Source organism: Bradyrhizobium sp. SZCCHNR1093 (assembly GCF_032381175.1).
Taxonomy (GTDB): domain Bacteria; phylum Pseudomonadota; class Alphaproteobacteria; order Rhizobiales; family Xanthobacteraceae; genus Bradyrhizobium.
On record NZ_JAUHJJ010000004.1, the window covers coordinates 1 to 18,528 of the forward strand.

13 protein-coding genes are annotated in these 18,528 nt (G+C 65.5%); 4 read left to right on the forward strand and 9 right to left on the reverse strand.

Going from position 1 to position 18,528, the window contains the following annotated elements; all coding sequences use genetic code 11:
* Window positions 1–713 precede the first annotated feature (713 nt).
* Window positions 714–947 (forward strand): DUF2171 domain-containing protein, encoded by a 234-nt coding sequence (locus tag QX070_RS14635; protein ID WP_315737740.1) that lies wholly within the window; start codon window positions 714–716, stop codon window positions 945–947.
* Window positions 948–1,144: 197 nt separating this feature from the next.
* Here the strand turns inward: QX070_RS14635 and QX070_RS14640 are convergent, their stop codons facing one another.
* Window positions 1,145–1,456 carry a helix-turn-helix domain-containing protein gene (locus QX070_RS14640; RefSeq protein WP_315737741.1) on the reverse strand — a complete coding sequence of 104 codons (312 nt, stop codon included), beginning with the start codon at window positions 1,454–1,456 and terminating at the stop codon, window positions 1,145–1,147.
* A gap of 90 nt (window positions 1,457–1,546) precedes the next feature.
* Between QX070_RS14640 and QX070_RS14645 the strand changes: the two genes are divergently transcribed.
* Together QX070_RS14645 and QX070_RS14650 are read left to right on the forward strand one after the other, a co-directional pair.
* Window positions 1,547–2,299: a glucose 1-dehydrogenase gene (locus QX070_RS14645; protein ID WP_315737742.1), complete on the forward strand. Its 753-nt coding sequence runs from the start codon at window positions 1,547–1,549 to the stop codon at window positions 2,297–2,299.
* A gap of 413 nt (window positions 2,300–2,712) precedes the next feature.
* Entirely contained in the window at window positions 2,713–4,254 is a 1,542-nt protein-coding gene (locus QX070_RS14650) for a hypothetical protein (RefSeq protein WP_315737743.1), read from the forward strand.
* An 820-nt stretch (window positions 4,255–5,074) separates the two neighbouring features.
* On the opposite strand, the gene QX070_RS14655 is transcribed toward QX070_RS14650, so the two are convergent.
* From QX070_RS14655 to QX070_RS14675, 5 genes are all read right to left on the reverse strand, one after another.
* Window positions 5,075–5,332, reverse strand: a complete 258-nt coding sequence (locus QX070_RS14655) for a hypothetical protein (RefSeq protein WP_315737744.1) — start codon at window positions 5,330–5,332, stop codon at window positions 5,075–5,077.
* A gap of 116 nt (window positions 5,333–5,448) precedes the next feature.
* Complete coding sequence (locus QX070_RS14660; RefSeq protein WP_315737745.1) at window positions 5,449–5,865, reverse strand: hypothetical protein; 417 nt, start codon at window positions 5,863–5,865, stop codon at window positions 5,449–5,451.
* A 229-nt stretch (window positions 5,866–6,094) separates the two neighbouring features.
* Window positions 6,095–6,703 carry a restriction endonuclease gene (locus QX070_RS14665; RefSeq protein ID WP_315737746.1) on the reverse strand — a complete coding sequence of 203 codons (609 nt, stop codon included), beginning with the start codon at window positions 6,701–6,703 and terminating at the stop codon, window positions 6,095–6,097.
* A 48-nt stretch (window positions 6,704–6,751) separates the two neighbouring features.
* Window positions 6,752–6,994 carry a DUF2188 domain-containing protein gene (locus tag QX070_RS14670; RefSeq protein ID WP_315737747.1) on the reverse strand — a complete coding sequence of 81 codons (243 nt, stop codon included), beginning with the start codon at window positions 6,992–6,994 and terminating at the stop codon, window positions 6,752–6,754.
* Window positions 6,995–7,057: 63 nt separating this feature from the next.
* A complete protein-coding gene (locus tag QX070_RS14675) occupies window positions 7,058–10,831 on the reverse strand; it encodes a vitamin B12-dependent ribonucleotide reductase (protein WP_315737748.1) in 3,774 nt (1,257 codons plus the stop codon).
* Between the two features lie 831 nt (window positions 10,832–11,662).
* Here QX070_RS14675 and QX070_RS14680 point away from each other — a divergent pair.
* Window positions 11,663–12,556: a DMT family transporter gene (locus QX070_RS14680; protein WP_315737749.1), complete on the forward strand. Its 894-nt coding sequence runs from the start codon at window positions 11,663–11,665 to the stop codon at window positions 12,554–12,556.
* On the opposite strand, the gene QX070_RS14685 is transcribed toward QX070_RS14680, so the two are convergent.
* From QX070_RS14685 to QX070_RS14695, 3 genes are all read right to left on the reverse strand, one after another.
* A complete protein-coding gene (locus tag QX070_RS14685) occupies window positions 12,519–14,804 on the reverse strand; it encodes a CHASE3 domain-containing protein (RefSeq protein ID WP_315737750.1) in 2,286 nt (761 codons plus the stop codon). The genes QX070_RS14680 and QX070_RS14685 overlap by 38 nt on opposite strands.
* A 214-nt stretch (window positions 14,805–15,018) precedes the next feature.
* Window positions 15,019–17,352 carry a CHASE3 domain-containing protein gene (locus QX070_RS14690; RefSeq protein ID WP_315737751.1) on the reverse strand — a complete coding sequence of 778 codons (2,334 nt, stop codon included), beginning with the start codon at window positions 17,350–17,352 and terminating at the stop codon, window positions 15,019–15,021.
* A 455-nt stretch (window positions 17,353–17,807) separates the two neighbouring features.
* Complete coding sequence (locus QX070_RS14695) at window positions 17,808–18,482, reverse strand: BA14K family protein (RefSeq protein ID WP_315737752.1); 675 nt, start codon at window positions 18,480–18,482, stop codon at window positions 17,808–17,810.
* Window positions 18,483–18,528 lie beyond the last annotated feature (46 nt).

An 18,528-nucleotide genomic window follows, 5' to 3' on the forward strand; every position in this document is an offset into this window, starting at 1 on the left:
GCGCCAAAGACCGCCCCCAACAAACGACGCCCCTCTTGACAACTTACTCCCCATACAAGGTTCAGCCGAGACATCCCAGCATTCCCCGCGCGATGGTTTTCACGCTTATGTCGCGATCTCCTCGGTGTCCGGCTTTTTAGCCACCGTCGCGCGGCGCGATCATCGTCACCACCGCACTTGGCGCCAGCATCGGGGCGCCAGGACCACGCGTCTTCACGTCCGCAAGCGGGCCGTTCGTCGGCGGGCATCAAGCCCGCTGCGGCACACTCACAGCCACCGCATCTCCGGCCCACGTCTCGTGACGATCGCGATGCGCCCCTCTCGGCGGGCCGGGATGGGCGTAGACAACCATGATTTTTGAAAAAGCGAAAGTGATTTATTTTTCACCGAAGGACTGGACAGGCCAAATCAGCTTGAGAACAAACACGAATTGGCTGGTGACGCGCACGGGCCTCTCCCGGCGTCATTGCGCTCGCGATGACGGCAGATGAGGCGGTCGGGTGGGCAAAGGCGCCCGGCTGGACATTGTCTGACGGCATGTTTCGCGCGCCGCGCCCACCGTCCGCATCCGCCGGCACCGATGGTGGGCACGCGCCGCCTCGCGGCGTCGCTTTGCCCACCCTACGACAGCGTCTGCGTGGAGGTCCGTTCCGGAACACTTCCCCGAGCCACAGGTTGAAAATGCTTCCACATCGGACACGGAGCCCTTCATCATGCAGGACATCAGGGAACACATGGAGATCATCGGCGCCGACGGCGTGCATGTCGGCACCGTCGACCACGTCGAAGGCAATCGCATCAAGCTGACGAAGAAGGACAGCGGCGAGGGCAGCCACAAGGGGCATCATCACTTCATCGACAAGGGCCTCGTCGCCGACGTCGAAGGCGACAAGGTGCGGCTGTCGGCCATCGGCGCCGTCGCGGTGACGATGGAGGAGGAGAAGTAGGACGCGTCCACTTCTGTCTGCGTCGCTGCGTTCGCAGTGACGATGAGTGACAACCGTAGGGTGGGCAAAGCGGCGCCGTCGGGCGGCGCGTGCCCACCATCAGGGCGGGCGGGTGCGGCCGGTGGGCACGACGCGGAATACAGCATGTCCCATATCAACGTGAGGGGCGCGCCTTTGCCCACCCTACGTTTCTACGCCTACTCCGCGTAGCCGACGATCGTCTTCAACAATTTCGGGAACCTTGCGTTGAGGTCGGCCTCGCGCACGACGTTGCGGTGCTCGACGCCCTTTTTCGTGGTCTGGATCAGGCCGGCCTCGCGCAGGATCCGGAAATGGTTCGAGAGCGTCGATTTGGCCATGTCGGGGCAGGGCGCCGCCGCCGAGCAGGACATGCAGTCGTTCTGCTGCATCAGGCTCTTGACGATGCGCAGCCGCATCGGGTCGGCGAGCGCCGAGAGCACGCCGGCCAACGTGATGTCCTCCCGCGACGGATGAAACAATGGCGCCATGAAAAAACATATAGCGACGGCCTTGCGCCTGTTCAATAGTTCACTAGTTCTGAACTATTGAACAGAGCGCCGCGGCGCAAGGAGAGCAGGATGAGCAGGAGATTCGAAGGCAAGGTGGCGCTGGTGACCGGCGCATCCAAGGGGATCGGCGCGGAGATCGCCGCCAGACTTGCCGCGGAAGGCGCCGCGGTCGCCGTCAACTACAGCTCCAGCCGCGAGGGCGCCGACCGCGTCGTGGCCGCGATCACCGGCAAGGGCGGCAAGGCGGTGGCCGTGCACGGCAATCTCGCCAATCCCGGTGACGTCAAGACCGTCGTCGCCGAGACCGTCAAGGCGCTGGGCCCGATCGACATCCTCGTCAACAATGCCGGCGTCTACGCGTTCGCGCCGCTCGACGGCATCACGCCGGAGCACTTCCACAGCCAGTTCGACGTCAACGTGCTCGGCCTGCTCCTGGTGTCGCAGGAGGCCGCGCGGCATTTCAATCCGGCCGGCGGCAGCATCGTCAACATCTCCTCCGGCGTGTCGACCCTGACGCCGCCGAACACCGCCGTCTACACCGCGACCAAGGCCGCCGTCGATGCCATCTCGTCGGTGCTGTCGAAGGAGCTCGCGCCGCGCAAGATCCGCGTCAACACCATCAATCCCGGCATGATCGTGACCGAGGGCGTCGTCGCTGCCGGCCTGCACGAGGGCGACATGCGCAACTGGATCGAGACGACCACGCCGCTCGCGCGCGTCGGCAAGGCCGAGGAGATCGCCGCCGCGGTGGCCTTCTTCGCCTCGGATGACGCGTCCTACGTCACCGGCGAGACGCTGCACGTCACCGGCGGTCTGCGCTGAGCGTCACGTCGCTCCGCTCGTAACAACGGCCGGCGAACCGTAGGGTGGGCAAAGCGCCGCCGCAAGGCGGCGCGTGCCCACCATCGGTGCCGGCGGGTGTGGGCGGTGGGCACGGCGCGTGAGAGATCGGGCCCACCAACGTCGTGCGGGGCGCGCCTTTGCCCACCCTACGCGCCGGAGACCGGCTCTGGCGAATGGGCCGTCATGCCTCCGCCAGTGCGGTCCAAGACGAATAACGGAAACAACTATAGATTGATTATCTATTTGAGATCGGATCAAATCTGGCCTGCCGAATCCGTGATGCGCGCATCGCGGACAAGATCAGCGTTTCAACCTCCGGCCGGCTGGACGATGGCGTTTTGCCATCTATTCACCTCCCCGCCTGCTGCATTTCGAATGACCAAGGAGTTTCCATGCGCATTGGCATTGCACTTTCGACCCTCTCCGTCGTCGTGGGATCGGCGGTTCTCGGCTGGGGGCTGACCGCGCCGCGCACCGCGCACGCGTTCCTGGAGGACATCTGCGTCCCGCGCGTAAAGGGCGGTCTGAGGAATTGTCTCGCGCCGGCCAGCGCGTGCCGCAATCCGGCGGAAGCGCTCAACCGCGGCTGCCTGCTGGAGGCGGTGCAGTTCGCCGTCATCCCGCCCGGCCGCAGCATGGTTCATGCCGACTCCACCTATTTCATCGCCCAGGCGCTCGGCTATCGCGCCGACGTGGCCTATTGGATCGCTGCCTACAACGAGAATTCCGACTACGCGCAATATGCGCCGATCGATCAGTGCGGCGGGCAGGCGACATCGACCAATTCTGGCGCCGGCTACATCACCGCCAAGTTCAACGGCTTCCAGCGCACCAACAACACCACCGATGGGCCGCTCTATCATTATCTCCTGAACTTCTCGCCGAACGGGCAGGGCACCGACGTGCACGGCGCCAGCGGCGTGCAGGCGGTGTATCCGTTCCACTATCCGCCGCCCGGCTATCCCGTGACCATCGACAGCGTCTATCAGGGCACGCTGTACGATCTCCGGCAATGGGCCATGAAGGGCGACGAGGCCCCGGGTCTGCTGTGCACCGCCGGATTCACGACGCCGAACGGGTCATCGAACTTCAGCGGCCCGCAATGTCTGGCGAACGTGTCGATCAGCGGCAACGTGCCGCTGTTGGAGAACTACGCGATCGGACCGGCCATCAACATCACCTCGGGACCGAAGGTGCTCGACAACAGCAACGGCGTCGTCGACTACACCCAGCTCAAGTCCTGGCTGGACGATAAGAGCCGGACCACCGGCGTGCTGTTCGACGACCCCAGGAAGCCGCCGGTGCCGGTGCAGATCGCCCGGATCGGGCTCTATCTGCACTCCTTGCAGGATGCCTCGTCGCACGGCACCTTCTGCGGCGACGACGCGCCGTCGCCGCCGGGCGGCTCGGACGTCGGCAGCTACATGACCATGAGCTCCGCCGGCGTGAAGCTCGCGTTCGGCACCTATTGCGCCACCGGCCCGCATCTGGCGAGCCACGTCCAGGAGACCGGCACGGGTGACGCCAGCCTGCCGCTGCGCGACTATGTGGCGCTGAACAATACGCTCGACGAGCTGATCCTGTTCGGCAACAACGTCGCCAAGCCGCGCGGCTGGATCGTCAACCCCAGCCTGCTGCCGCCGAACGTCGTCGGGGCCAAGAGCGCCGCCGGCGACAGCGCCGCCGATTTGAAGTCGCGCCTCGTCGGCCGCATCGTGCAGGGCCAGCAATGGTCGCGTGCGGAGGTCTACAACTCTGGCGTGATCACCCTGCCGCTGCAGCGCACCGACGCGCAGGATCGGCTCAACACCATGAATGCCGCGCTCGGCGCCTATTCTAAACGGCTGCTGGCGAGCAACGCCAAGCTGACCCCGCTGCGGCCGATGCCGGGGAATTCGTTCGTGGCGGGCGATACGTCGGTGTGCTTCCGCTAAGTAGCCCGGATGAGCGAAGCGATATCCGGGGTCTCATGCGCAGGTCGTGCGGTCCCGGATGTCGCTTCGCTCATCCGGGCTACGCGCGCTGATCATCGCGGTGCGTGGAAGAAAACGCGCGGCGCCCATGAATGCGCCCTCTCCCCTTGTGGGAGAGGGCATGTCAGGAATGTCGGCAAGCTCGGTCGGGTGAGGGGTCTGCCTCCACGCGCATCGTTTGCGGAGAGATACCCCTCACCCAATCGAGTCCGTGGGCGGGGCGGAGATGCCCTCTCCCACAAGGGGAGAGGGCGCTGTATCGCTCAGCGCGACGAGTCGATGGGATGCGCAAAGCGCCGCCGTCGGCGTGCCAACAATGTCACCCGTCCGGGCCGCGGTAGGTACGACTCCGCAGCGTCGCCGGGCGGTCGAGCACGATCCGCTCATCCGCGCGCGTGGCGTGGTCGGCCGATCAGCACCATCCCTTCTTCCAATGGCCCGGCGGACAGTGATGGCCGCGCCATCCGACCTTTCGGCCGCGACTCCAGCCGAAGGCCCGGTGACCGCCTCCGCGGCCCCAGCCATGACCATGACCATGGCCATGACCGCCTCTCACCTCGATGAGATCAGAAGCGCCGCGATCGACCTGAAGGGGAGCGCGGGGCGCCGCGCTGGCAGGCATGACCAGCGCGGTTGAAATCGATGTTGCCAAGATGAAGATCGCTTTGCGCATGTGACTCCTCGGATGTCATGGAAGATGAACTGAGAGGCTTACGGCTTTTCTGTGTCTTCACGCGAGAGGCGGGCCGGGAAGCGGGATCGTATCCCGTTCGCGCGCCCATTACTTCCTATGCGTGCTGGAGCCGGTGGTCGTCATGCGCTGGCCGGGAGCGCTCTCGGAATGCCCCGGGCCGGCGGCGGTGTTGCTCTGGTGACCGGGCGCGTACTCCGAAGCGCCGGGCGCCGTCGACGTCTTGCTACGCTGCATCTGTTGACCGGGCGCCTTCTTCGACGCGCCGTGCGAACTTGCGCCGGTCTCTGCGGCGAACACCGGCGAAGCGGCGAACAGAGCCGCCGTCAAAACCATTGCCATCTTCATGAACGAACCTCCTTCGTTGTTGGGTTCGTAGCAAACTTCCGTTTGACGGCGATCGTTCCGGTCCTCCGTGAAATCCCGGGATCGTACAGGGGCGCGGTATGATGTTCGGGCAGGGTTCAAGTGCCTCGGTCTCGCCAAACACGAACATGGTGCAGGCCGAGCGCCTCCTGCGGCCGCAAGCGCAGCCAGGGCTGCTTACGCCAGGTGATACGGCGATGGTCGTTCATCCGGTCGCGGCAGACGGCCATGGGGTGGATCTCGGAGCCCGCGCCGAAGATCGCATAGTCGATCCACGGCGTGGCGCCCGCAAAGCGCACGCCCGCGAGCACGACCGCCTCGTTCTCCAAGAGATGCACGCCGAACCGTGCCGTCCCGGCCCGCGCCAGCCTCAGCTCCTCGGGGTAGGTGCGGTGATAATATTCATGGTTGCCCATCACCATGATGACGATCGGCACGCCCTCCGGCACGATCTCGCGCAGCCCCGCAAAGCCGTTCACCGCCCCCTCGCAGACATCGCCGGCGACGACGACCACATCGACCCCGGGCAGCGCCTCGATCGCTTGATGTCGGCCATGTCGGCGTGGAGATCGGAGAAGATGTGGAGGTGCATGTGGTGAGCGAGGTGGAGCTCAGCGCTCGCGGCGTAGGGCGCGTTAGCGAAGCGTAACGCGCCGCTCCGGTCAAGCGGCGGCTTACGCTCCGCTAATCCGCCCTACGCTTGCTAATCCAGTCGAATGGCGATTTACGCTCCGCTAGTCCGACCTAGGCTGACGACGGGCTATCCAGATCGGTAAGCCATTTTTGAAGCTTCCTGAAGTTCACCAGCTCCAAGCGTGTTGGCAGGAAAGGAGCAATGAATGGATCTCTCTCAATATTTGGCGGGAAGTCGGACGTCGTGGTGATCAATCCCTTAGACACATCGCGTTCGCCCGACATAACCCCTATCAATGCACGAACGTCATCGTAGGAAACCAAGCGGTCTTGTCGGTAAGCCTTCACAGAACCAATAATCTTAATGCATCCGATGCCCGATTTCACAGCGATAACATCGCGCCCGTGGTCGCCGGTCCGAGGTGTTAGAACTACTTCGTAGCCGGACTTGTGAAATGCCCCGGCAACGATTTCTTCCCAAGTCTGCGGACTCAGCTGATAAGCGACATTCCAATCGTTTGAGAGTCTTCGAGCGATCTCGTCCCAAATTGACGATGCTGATTTAAGTAGAATGCCTTCACCGACTCTCTTTTCCGGGATTATCAGCCCACTGACAACCAGCTTGACGGTAGTGCTGCCTTGAATAAGGCGCTGATGTGTGTCCAGGGAAAGGCCGCCGCCTATCGGATAACTTCCTATGGCTCCTTGGCCGATCACCATCTCGACGCCCACACTTGGATTGGATTGATCTAGATGTTCTAATCGGACCTAATGCTTCCGATCTCGTGGTGGATTTGGATCGTTTCCATAGCTGTCGCTATCCTGGATGCGGCCATTTCGCCCGTGCTCGACGAGTTCTGTTCTACGATCTCGGGCTAGATCCCGGCCTCGTTCCATAGCATCTGACTTTCGATCGAAATGCCCGCTTGACCTTTCGGAGCCTTCGCGCCGTACGTCCCAGCCGCCGTGTTCGCTGTTGGGCACAACATGGTAGTCACGCTTCTTTGACATCCATTTCTCCCACGAGCTTAAGGGCAGCGTCGTCGCGACGACGACGCTGCCCTTGCTTGTTGATTAACTACACCCAGTCGTGCTTCCGCACGTATCGCACTTCATACAGGTCCCATTCCGCACCAGCGTGAAGTTGCCGCACTCCGAGCACATCTCGCCTTCGTAGCCCTTGGCCTTGGCCTCGGCGCGGCGTTCGGCCTTGGAGGCGATTTGGGTGTTCGCCGTGCCGGCCTTGCTCCATTGCAGCGCCTCGAGCTTCTCGGTCGGCGAGAGGTCGTGCTGCGGCTCCTGCTTCAGGGCGGTGGCGCCTTCGACGGAATCGCCGGCGCGGGCATGGGAGAGGGCGGTGACAGTCACCCCACCCCGATCGGAAGCTGCGCTTCCGATCGACCCTCCCCCTGCAGGGGAGGGTGAGGAAGAGCCGCCGCGCATCACGACGAGATTGTCGGTGCGGGAGCGGGTCAGGCCGCGCGACACGTACCTCGCGGCCTGCTGGCTCCCGTCCTCCGACGGCTTGCCTTCGTCGACGCCGCGGCCGAGCGCGTCGAAGTTGCTCTCGGAGGGGTCGACATGGGCGAGGTCGAAGCGCGACATGTAGCTGACGGCGAGCTCGCGGAACACGTAGTCGAGGATCGACGTCGCGTATTTGATCGAGTCGTTGCCCTGCACGGGGCCGGCCGGCTCGAAGCGGGTGAAGGTGAAGGCGTCGACATACTCCTCCAGCGGCACGCCGTACTGGAGACCCAGCGACACCGCGATGGCGAAGTTGTTGATGAAGGAGCGCAGCGCCGCGCCCTCCTTGTGCATGTCGATGAAGATCTCGCCGAGACGGCCGTCGTCATACTCGCCGGTGCGGAGATAAACCTTATGCCCGCCGACGACCGCCTTCTGGGTGTAGCCCTTGCGGCGATCCGGCATCTTCTCGCGCTCGCGCATCACCACGATGCGTTCGACCAGCTTCTCGACGATCTTCTCCGAGACCTGGGTGGCACGCGCGGCCATCGGCTTCTCGTAGAAGGACTCGACCGCATCGTCCTCGTCCTCGTCGTCGGCGATGAGCTGCGAGTTGAGCGGCTGCGACAGCTTCGAGCCGTCGCGGTAGAGCGCGTTGGCCTTCAGCGCAAGCTTCCACGACAGCAGATACGCCGCCTTGCAGTCCTCGACCGTGGCGTCGTTCGGCATGTTGATGGTCTTGGAGATCGCACCCGAGATGAACGGCTGCGCCGCCGCCATCATGCGGATGTGGCTCTCGACCGAGAGATAGCGCTTGCCGATCTTGCCGCAGGGGTTGGCGCAGTCGAACACCGCGTAGTGCTCCGCCTTCAGATGCGGGGCGCCCTCGACCGTCATCGCGCCGCAGATGTGCACGTTGGCGGCCTCGATCTCGCGCTTGGTGAAGCCGATGGCCGTCAGCAGGTCGAAGGTGGGGGCGGCGATCGCTTCAGTCGAGACGCCGAGCTGCTTGACGATGAAGTCCTCGCCGAGCGTCCACTTGTTGAACACGAACTTGATGTCGAACGCGGTCGGCAGCGCCTTCTCGACCTTGGCGATGGCTTCGTCCGTAAAACCCTTGGCCTTCAGGGTGGTGGCGTTGACGCCGGGGGCGTTCGACAGCGAACCGTGGCCGACCGCATAGGCCTCGATCTCGGCGATCTCGCTCTCGCGATAGCCGAGCACGCGCAGGGCTGCGGGAACGGCGCGGTTGATGATCTTGAAGTAGCCGCCGCCGGCCAGCTTCTTGAACTTCACCAGCGCGAAATCAGGCTCGATGCCGGTGGTGTCGCAATCCATCACCAGGCCGATGGTGCCGGTCGGGGCGACCACCGTGACCTGGGCGTTGCGATAGCCGTTGGTCTCGCCGAGCGTGAGCGCGTCGTCCCAGGCCTGGATGGCGTGGCTGACCAGCGAGACCTGCGGGCAGTGGGCGTGATCGAGCGGCACGGGCGCGACCGAGAGCGCCTCATAGCCGGTCGCCTCGCCGCGCGCGGCGCGGCGATGGTTCTTGATGACGCGCAGCATGTGCGCGGCGTTCTTCTTGTAGCCGGGGAAGGGGCCGAGCTCGCCGGCCATCTCGGCCGAGGTCTTATACGCGATGCCGGTCATGATCGCCGACAGCGCGCCGCACAGCGCGCGGCCTTCCTTGCTGTCGTAGGGCAGGCCCATGGTCATCAACAGGCCGCCGATATTGGCGTAGCCGAGGCCGAGCGTGCGGAACTCGTAGGACAGCTCGGCGATCGCCTTCGATGGGAACTGCGCCATCAGCACGGAGACCTCGAGCACGACCGTCCAGAGCCGGCAGAGATGCTCATAGGCGCCGACGTCGAAGTGCTTCGTTTCCGTGTTGTAGAAGGTCAGCAGGTTGGCCGAGGCCAGGTTGCACGCCGTGTCGTCCAGGAACATGTATTCCGAGCACGGATTGGACGCGCGGATGTCGCCGGACGCCTTGCAGGTGTGCCAGTCGTTCATCGTGGTGTTGAAGTGCAGGCCGGGATCGGCGCTGGCCCAGGCGGCGTGGCCGATCTTCTCCCAGAGGTCCCTGGCCTTCAGCGTCTTGACGACCTTCTTGTTGGTGCGGCCGATCAGATTCCAGTCACCGTCGGTCTCGACCGCGCGCAGGAAGTCGTCCTTCAGCGACACCGAGTTGTTGGAGTTCTGGCCGGACACCGTGAGATAGGCTTCCGAGTCCCAGTCCGTATCGTAGATCGGGAAGTCGATGTCCTTGTAGCCCTGCTTGGCGAACTGGATGACCCGCTTGATGTAGTTGTCGGGCACCAGCGCGCGGCGCGCGAGCTTGATCTCGCGGCGCAGGGCAGGGTTCTTCTCGGGATCGAAGCAGTCGTCGCCGGAGCCCTCGCAATTGACGCAGGCCTTCATCACGGCCTTGAGGTGCTTCTGGTTGATCTTGGAGCCGGTGACCAGCGCGGCGACCTTCTGCTCCTCCTTCACCTTCCAGTCGATATAGGCCTCGATGTCCGGATGGTCGGCGTCGACCACCACCATCTTGGCGGCGCGGCGGGTGGTGCCGCCCGACTTGATGGCGCCAGCGGCGCGGTCGCCGATCTTGAGGAAGCTCATCAGGCCGGACGAGCGGCCGCCGCCCGACAGCCGCTCGCCTTCGCCGCGCAGCCGCGAGAAGTTGGAGCCGGTGCCGGAGCCGTATTTGAACAGGCGTGCCTCGCGCACCCACAGGTCCATGATGCCGCCGTCATTGACGAGGTCGTCCTCGACGCCCTGGATGAAGCAGGCGTGCGGCTGCGGATGCTCGTAGGACGACTTCGACTTGGTCAGCTTGCCGGTCTTGTAGTCGACGTAATAGTGGCCCTGGCCGGGGCCGTCGATGCCGTAGGCCCAGTGCAGGCCGGTGTTGAACCATTGCGGCGAGTTCGGCGCGACCATCTGCTTGGCGAGCATGAAGCGCAGCTCGTCGTAGAACGCCACCGCGTCCTCCTCCGAGGAGAAGTAGTTGCCCTTCCAGCCCCAATAGGTCCAGCAGCCGGCGAGGCGATCGAACACCTGCTTGGCCGAGCGCTCGCTGCCGTAGCGCTCGTTCTCAGGGAGAGCGGCCAGCGCCTCGGTGTCCGGCACCGAGCGCCACAGCCACGACGGCACGCTCTCTTCCTCGACCTTCTTCAGGCGCGCGGCGACGCCCGCCTTGCGGAAATACTTCTGCGCCAGCACGTCGGAGGCGACCTGCGACCAGAACTCGGGCACCTCGACATTCTCGAGCCGGAACACCACGGAGCCATCCGGATTCTTGATCTCGGACGTGGTCAGGCGGAAGTCGATCCCTGCATAGGGCGACTGTCCTTCGGTGGTGTTGCGCCGTTCAATCCGCATCGCGAGCCCCAATAGTTCTTGCCGGACCGCGCTTGGCGGCCGGGATCATTGCATCCAAGGGCGACGGCTGGAAGTCCCCGGACGCTGCCGGAAACTTCGTCTGCCGCCGCAGTTCAACCGGTTGCCCGGTCCGCATCTGTTCAGCCTCGAAGGCGAAGGCCTTGCGCCGTTGACCGGCGTCTCGCCCCGTCTTTCCTCGCCGGCCCGTGCAGCCCGTCCGCTGCCCGCGCCGCCGTCTCAACGCATCACGCTCTCAACGCATCACGCCCGCCATCCGGCTCCGTCATCACCGCAGGGGAGCCCCCACATCTAGTGGGGTTCCCTTAAGGGGACACCGGCTGCCACCGTCCCAGCCTGGGACAGACGAGGCCCCGCACGCCGGGCCGACTGGCCAAAGAGCGTGATTGTCCTCGAACCCTGCTGGGAAGCGGCCGGCCAGACCCGAAACTGACTGTGCGCCGAACCGGGCCGGAAGCTAGGACGACTCCGCTTCCCCCGTCAAGGACTAGTGGGGGTTCCCTAACCAAACACTAAATATGGGGGAAAGTACGGGAAAACCAGGGCGCGTGCCGGTACCGTGATGGCCGTAACTATCGGCGAGTCCTCGCGGATTCGAAACCGAAAAAATTTGCCCGGAGCGCTGTCCACAGGGCTTCGTCCCGCTGTTCACAGGGGCAGATTTATTCGCGTGCGGACGACGTGTTTTGCTTGCATCGGCGGGACTCACGGGCGCCTACGGAGCGTTCGCGGGGCAGGCATGCCCCACAATCCCTGGTGTGGCCGGAAAAACGCCGGCAAGCTCATCGTCCCACGGACGGCGCCGGTGATTCCATGACAGACAAGCCAGTGGCCAGCGGGCGGATCACGCCCGCCGGGCTGATGTTCCTCGCCATCACCTCGCTTGGCTGGGGCTTCAACTGGCCGGTCACCAAGCACCTGGTCGGCGTGCTGCCGCCCCTGACCCTGCGCGGCACCACCGGGGTGGTCGGCGCGCTGCTGTTGGCGCTGCTGGCCGTCATCCGCAGCCAGAGCCTTGACGTGCCGCGCGAGGTCTGGCCGCGGCTCATCCTGGCCGGGATGCTCAACGTCACCGCCTGGATGGTGCTGATGGGGCTGGCGCTGCTGTGGCTGCCGGCCAGCGAGGCGGCGCTGATCGCCTACACCATGCCGGTGTGGGCCTCGCTGCTGGCGTGGCCGATCCTGGGCGAGCGGCCGACGCTCTTGCGCGTGCTCGCGCTGGTGCTGGCCTTCGCGGGGCTGGCCTCGATCATGGGCAGCAACGGGCTCACCGCCAGCCGCGACAAGCTGCCGGGCATCCTGATGGTGCTCGGCGGCGCGTTCGGCTTCGCGCTCGGCACGGTCATGGCCAAGAAGCTCCCGATCAGGCTGCCGCCGCTGTCGGCGGCGGCCTGGCAGATCGGCATCGGCTGCGTGCCGATCGTGATCGTCGGATTCGCGGTCGAGCACTCCGACTGGACGAAGCTCGACCAGCTCGACTGGGCGCTGATGTTCTATTCCACCGTGATCCAGTTCTGCGTCGCCTATGTCGCGTGGTTCGCGGCGCTGTCGCGGCTGCCGGCTTCCGTCGCGGCGATCGGCACCATGGCGGTGCCGGTGATCGGAGTCTTGGCCTCCGCGATCGCGCTGCGCGAGCCGCTCGGGGCAGGGCAGGTGGCCGCGTTGGCCTTCACGCTGGCTGCGGTGGCGATGGCGACCCGCGGCTAGCGTCAGCCGGCCTGCCGTCCAGCGCGTGCCGCACCATCTGCGCGAGCTCGGCGCGGCGATAGGGCTTGGTCAGCAACAGCGCGTCCGGCACGAACTGCCGATGCTCGGTGATCGCATCGTCGGTATAGCCGGAGGTGTAGAGCACCCGGAGCGCGGGGCGCGTCGTCATCATGGTTTCGGCCAGCTGCCGGCCGCTGATGCCGCCGGGCATGATGACGTCGGTGAACAGCAGGTCGAAGGGCTGGCTCTGCGCGGCGATGGCCAGCGCCTCCGTGGCCTGCGAGGCGACGAGGGTGGTGTAGCCGAGGCCCTGCAACTGGGCGAGCACGAAGTCGCGCACCAGCGGATCGTCCTCGACCACCAGGATCGTCTCGCGGCCATGCGGCAGCGCCCGCTCGTGCTCCGGCTCGATCTGCTGCACCGCCTGAGCCGCCGGCAGATAGAGCCGGATCGTCGTGCCGCGGTTCTGCTCGCTCTGAAGCTTGAGGTGGCCGCCGGACTGCCTGACGAAGCCATAGACCATGCTGAGGCCGAGACCGGAGCCCTTGCCGGCATCCTTGGTGGTGAAGAACGGCTCGAAGGCGCGATCCTTCACCTCCCGTGGCATGCCGCTGCCGGTGTCGCTGACCGCGACCATGACGTAGGAGCCGGGCACGATGCCGGGATTGGCGGCTGCGTCGGCCTCGTCGAGCGCGATCTTCATCGTCTCCAGGCGCAGCCTGCCGCCGTCGGGCATCGCATCGCGCGCGTTGATCGCCATGTTGACCAGCGCGTTCGCGAGCTGCGCGGAATCGACATGAGCGATGAGATCCTCGTCGGCGAGAACGGTCCTGATCTCGACCTGCTCGCCGAGGGTCGGCCGCAGCAGCTTGGCGATGTCCTCCACCGTGGCGTTGACGTCGATGTCGCGCGGACGTAGCGGCTGCTTGCGGGCGAAGGCGAGCAGATGCCGGATGAGCTCGGTGCAGCGATCGGTGGCCCTGCCGATCAGGGCCGCGAACTCGGCCGCCGCCGGCCGGTCCTGCACCGCGTCGATCAGGACCTCGATCGACCCGGTGATGATCGTCAGCATGTTGTTGAAGTCGTGCGCGACGCCGCCGGTGAGCTTGCCGATGGCATCGAGCTTCTGCGCCTGCTGCAGCAGGCGCTCGGTCTCATGCACGTCGGTGACGTCGTGATACACCAGCGCCGCGCCGCTGATCGCACCTGCGGAATTGCGCAGCGGCCGCCCGCTGACCATCAGGCGAAACTGCGGCCGGCCGTCGGTCGGCTTGACCACGACCTCGCGGCGGTCGAACGACAGCCCGCGCAAGGCGCACGCGATCGGGAGCTCCTCGTCGACGATGCGGGTGACGGCGTCGCTCTCGTAGAACTGGTTTGCGGCCAGCATCTCGACGAAGGTCTCGCCCACATTCGTTCCCAAGAAACGTCCCACCGCCTGGTTCGACAGCATGATCGTGCCTTCGGGATCGACGACGAGGACGCCCTCGGCCATGCTGTTGAAGGTGTTCGTGAGAATGGCGGAGAAGCGGCGCAGCTCGTCATAGGCGGCGGCGAGATCGCCGCGCTGCTGCACGGCCTGGGCTTCCAGCGAGGTCGCGGTCTCCTGCGACCGGGTGAGGGACGAGCGCAGCGCCCGGTCGGAAAGATGAGCGCGCCGGACGAGATAGGCCGACATCAGGAGCAGCAGCCCGACGCCGGCGAGGTCGATCGCCAGCAGCCAGGATCCGGTCCGTCGCGAGATCGTGGCACGGTCCGCCAGCAGCCGGCGCTCGTCGTCGGTGAAGGCGTCGAGCGCCTGGTTGATCGTCGTCATCGCCGCCGGACCGGCTGCGCTCGCCGCCGCCGCCTGCAGGCCGTCGCGATCGTTCGCCGCGTGACGACGGATCAACTCACCGGCAAGCTGGATGTGCCGCTGCACGATGCCGTCAATCGATCGCAGCCGCTCGCGCTGCGAGGAATTATCCCGGACGAGCCCCTGCAGGTCCGCCCAGGCTGCAGGGATAAATCCGCTCGTCTCCCGAAGCTCGGTGATGAACCGGTCGGCTCCGGACAATGCGAAGCCGCGCGAGGCCGCTTCTGCCTGCCGCAGCAGGACGCGGAGCTCGGAGGATTTCTCCAGCACCTCCATCGTGTGCTCGACCAGGGCGGTGTCGTTGCGCGCCTTGATGTCCAGCCCCGTCGACGCGGCGCCGATCGCGAGCAGAGTTCCAAGGCCGAGCCTGATGACCACGCGCCGGCGGATCATCGGTGGCTTCCAATGGCGCGGGATGCGCTCGGTCGATCAAGCAGCATCGTGACTATGACTTGCCCTATCGTGTATGGCGAATAGTTCGGTCAGCCAATGTCGTGAGTTGTAAGCAGCGCGTCGCGTCCTGCCAATTGCATGGGGTAGGTTTCCATCGGAATTTGTGGCGCCGAGCTCCGTGATGATTGCAGTTCCAATCCGCGCGATGGTCAAGTCAGGAGAAGTGAGCGCGCGTCGGCGCGTCCTCGGAAAAGGCGTTCTCGGCCAAGGCATCATCGGCCAAGGCATCATCGGCCAAGGCGTCCGCGGCGGCGCCGGCCAGCGCGAGCCGCACCATCTTGGCGAGCTCCGACTTGCGATAGGGCTTGGTGAGCAGCAGCGCCGCCTGGTCGAGGCGGCCGTGCTCGACCATCGCATTGTCGGTATAGCCGGACGTGTACAGCACCTTGGTGCCGGGCCGCTGCCGCAGCGCCTCCTCGGCGAGCTCCTTGCCGTTGACGCCGCCGGGCATGATGACGTCGGTGAAGAGGAGATCGAAGCTTTGGCCGGAGTCGATCTTGGCCAGCGCCTCGACCCCGGTCGATGCGGTGATGGTCTTGTAGCCGAGGCTCCGCAACTGCGTGACGACGAAATCCTGCACCAGTGGATCGTCCTCGACGATGAAGATCGTCTCCTCGCCGCGCGGCGGCGGCGGCTCGGGCGGAGCGGGGCTCGCAGCCTGTCCCTTGGGTGTAGGGATGTAGAGCCGGATCGTGGTGCCCCGTCCTTCCTCGCTGTAGATCTTGATGTGGCCGCCGGATTGCTTGACGAAGCCGTAGACCATGCTGAGGCCGAGGCCGGAGCCCTTGCTGGCTTCCTTCGTCGTGAAGAAGGGCTCGAAGGCGCGGTCGCGGACCTCCGGCGACATGCCAGTACCCGTGTCGCTGACGGCGACCATGACATAGGATCCGGGAGTCGCGCCGGCGTTGGCTGAGGCATAGGCCTCATCGAGCTCCACCCGGCGCGATTCCAGCAGCAGCTTGCCGCCATTGGGCATCGCGTCGCGGGCGTTGATCGCCATGTTGACCAGCGAGTTGGCGAGCTGCGCCGAGTCGATATGCGTGATCAGCGTCTCCTCTTCGAGGATCGAGTTGATCTCGATCTGCTCGCCAAGCGTCGGACGCAGCAGCTTTGCGATGTCGAGGATCGTGCTGTTGACGTCGCTGTCGCGCGGATGCAGCGGCTGCTTGCGGGCGAAGGCGAGCAGATGCCGGATCAGCTCGGTGCAGCGGTCTGCCGCCTGTCCGATCAGCGCGGCGGTCGCCGCGGCGGCGGGGCGGTCTTTCACCTCGTCGGCCAGCGTCTCGATGGTGCCGGTAATGATCGTCAGCATGTTGTTGAAGTCGTGTGCGACGCCGCCGGTGAGCTTGCCGATTGCATCCAGCTTCTGCGCCTGCTGCAGCAGCCGCTCGGTCTCGTGCGCCGTAGTGATGTCGTGATAGACCATCGCCGCGCCGGTAATGCCGCCGGCGGCGTCGCGCAGCGGGCGGCCGGAGATCATCAGCCGCAGCGTCTCGTCCCGGTCGGGCCGGTAGACGATCAGCTCGCGGCGGTCGAAGCTCTCGCCCCGCAAGGCTCGCGGCGTCGGCAGGTCGTGCGCTGCGACCGGCGTCACGCCGTCGCTTTCGTAGACGCGGAGGTGCGCGCGGACGTCGGTCAGATTCTTTCCCGGGCTGTAGCCGAGCAGATGTTCGACCGCGGGGTTCGAGAATACCACGGTGTCCGCGGCATCGATGACGAGCACGCCCTCCGCCATGCTGTTGAACGTGCTTTGCAGGATGTCGGCGGAATGGCGCAGCCTCTCATGGGCGGCGATCAAGTCGAGATGCTGCTGCTCGGCCTTTTCCGCCAGCGAGATGGCCTCGGCTTCGGAGCGGACCAGGGACGCGCGCAGCGCACGATCGTGCAGATACGTCCGCCGGATGAGGTAGAAGGCGATGATCAGCAGCAGCGCGAGGCCGCACAGGTCGATCGTGAGCAGCAGCGATCCGGTGGCCTTCGACGTCATCGAACGCTGCGTCAGCAGCTTGCGCTGATCGGCAACGAAACGGTCGAGATGGGCCGTGATCTCGCTCATGGTCGCCGGGCCTTCGGCGCGGCTTCTGAGCGCTTCGAGCCCCGCACGATCCGAGGCGGCGCGCAACCGGATCAGCTCCGCAGCGAGCTCGACCCTGCGGGCAATCAGGGCTTCGGTCTCGGTCAGAAGCTCCAGCGGTTCGGGATTGTCGGCCACGGCGCGCCGCAGCTCGGCCATGGCGACCGGGATTCTCGTGCTGACATCGGCAAACTCCGTCCTGAACTGATCGTCAGCGATGAGCGCGTAGCCGCGAGAGGTCGCTTCCGCTTCGCGGAGCAGCAGGCGCAGATCGGAGGTCTTCTGCAGGATGTCGAGCGAGGAATTCACCCAGGCCGCGTCGTGGCGCGACTTGATGTCGAGCGCCGTGGACGCAGCGCCGATCGCCAGCAGCGTTCCAAGACCGAGCCCCAATGCGAGGCGCTGATAGGTCATCTGCGTTTCTCAATCATCGACATGTCCGCCAGCTGGGCCGGGGATCACCGCGGCCGGCCACATGCATCCGAGTTGCGATGCAGCTGCGTCCAAGCAGTGAAGATATGTCGGCAAGGCGCGCCTCCTTGTTCGAAGTTCCTGGCGCGTCCGCGGGTGGCAGGCCCAAGCCGTTCACCCGCGGCGTTTGCACTGCGCGAGTCCCGCGAAAATCCATGTGCCCATCGAGAGATATCAATCCAGCCTGCGAAACGGCCCGTACGGGCAGAATCACGAGCTCAAACGATATTGGACCGGAACGGGCGGATCATCTGCATGTCGCGGGGCACATTTTGGAATATGGGCGAAAATCAGCCTGCAACGTGGCGCTTCAGACACAGAACAAACAACAATGCGGCGCGAAAAAGGCGGCGAGCATGGCCTCGCCGCCTTATTGTCGCAGCTACTACGTCAGATTCTTACGGGCATGGATGGCGAAAACCGTCATAGCCGAGATAGGTTCCCGAAGCCGGATCATACGAGCGGTACCGGCGTGCGCAATAGCTCGGGTCGACGCCTTCGGTTCCGATGACGGCGACAGGCGCAGAGTCGTCATAGTACGAGTAGTCGGAGTAATAGTCGGGCCCGTAATAATACGGATCATTGTAGTAGGCATAGCTGCTACCCAATCCGATCCCGACGCCAACGCCGACACCCGGCCAGAAGCCGCCGCCGCGGCGATGCCAGCCGCCACGGTGACCGCCCTGCCAGCCGCCGCCACTCCAATTGCCGCCGCTCCAGTTGCCGCGGCCGCCACCAGTGTTGACGGCGACGTTGGCGCCGGCCGCCGGGCCGCGACCCGCCAGGGCTGCGCCGCCAACGGCTGCGCGTCCGGCGAAGCTGCCGCCGCTCATGCCGCCGCCACCCGGGCCGGCCGCAAAGCCGCCGCGTCCGCCGGCGCCGATCGCGCCGCCGCCGCCACCACCGATAGCCGCGCCACCGCCACCGCCCCCGCCACCGCCGATGGCGGCACCACCACCGCCCGGACCACGACCGCCGCCGCCGGGACCCTGGGCAAAGCTCGTCGTCGCTGCCGCCAGCGGCAGAATCAGCGCCACTGCCGCCGCAGTGCTCCATGTCTTCAGTCTGGTCATCGCTATCGCTCCATCAGGGGAAAATGACCTAACCGCAGGCCGCGGA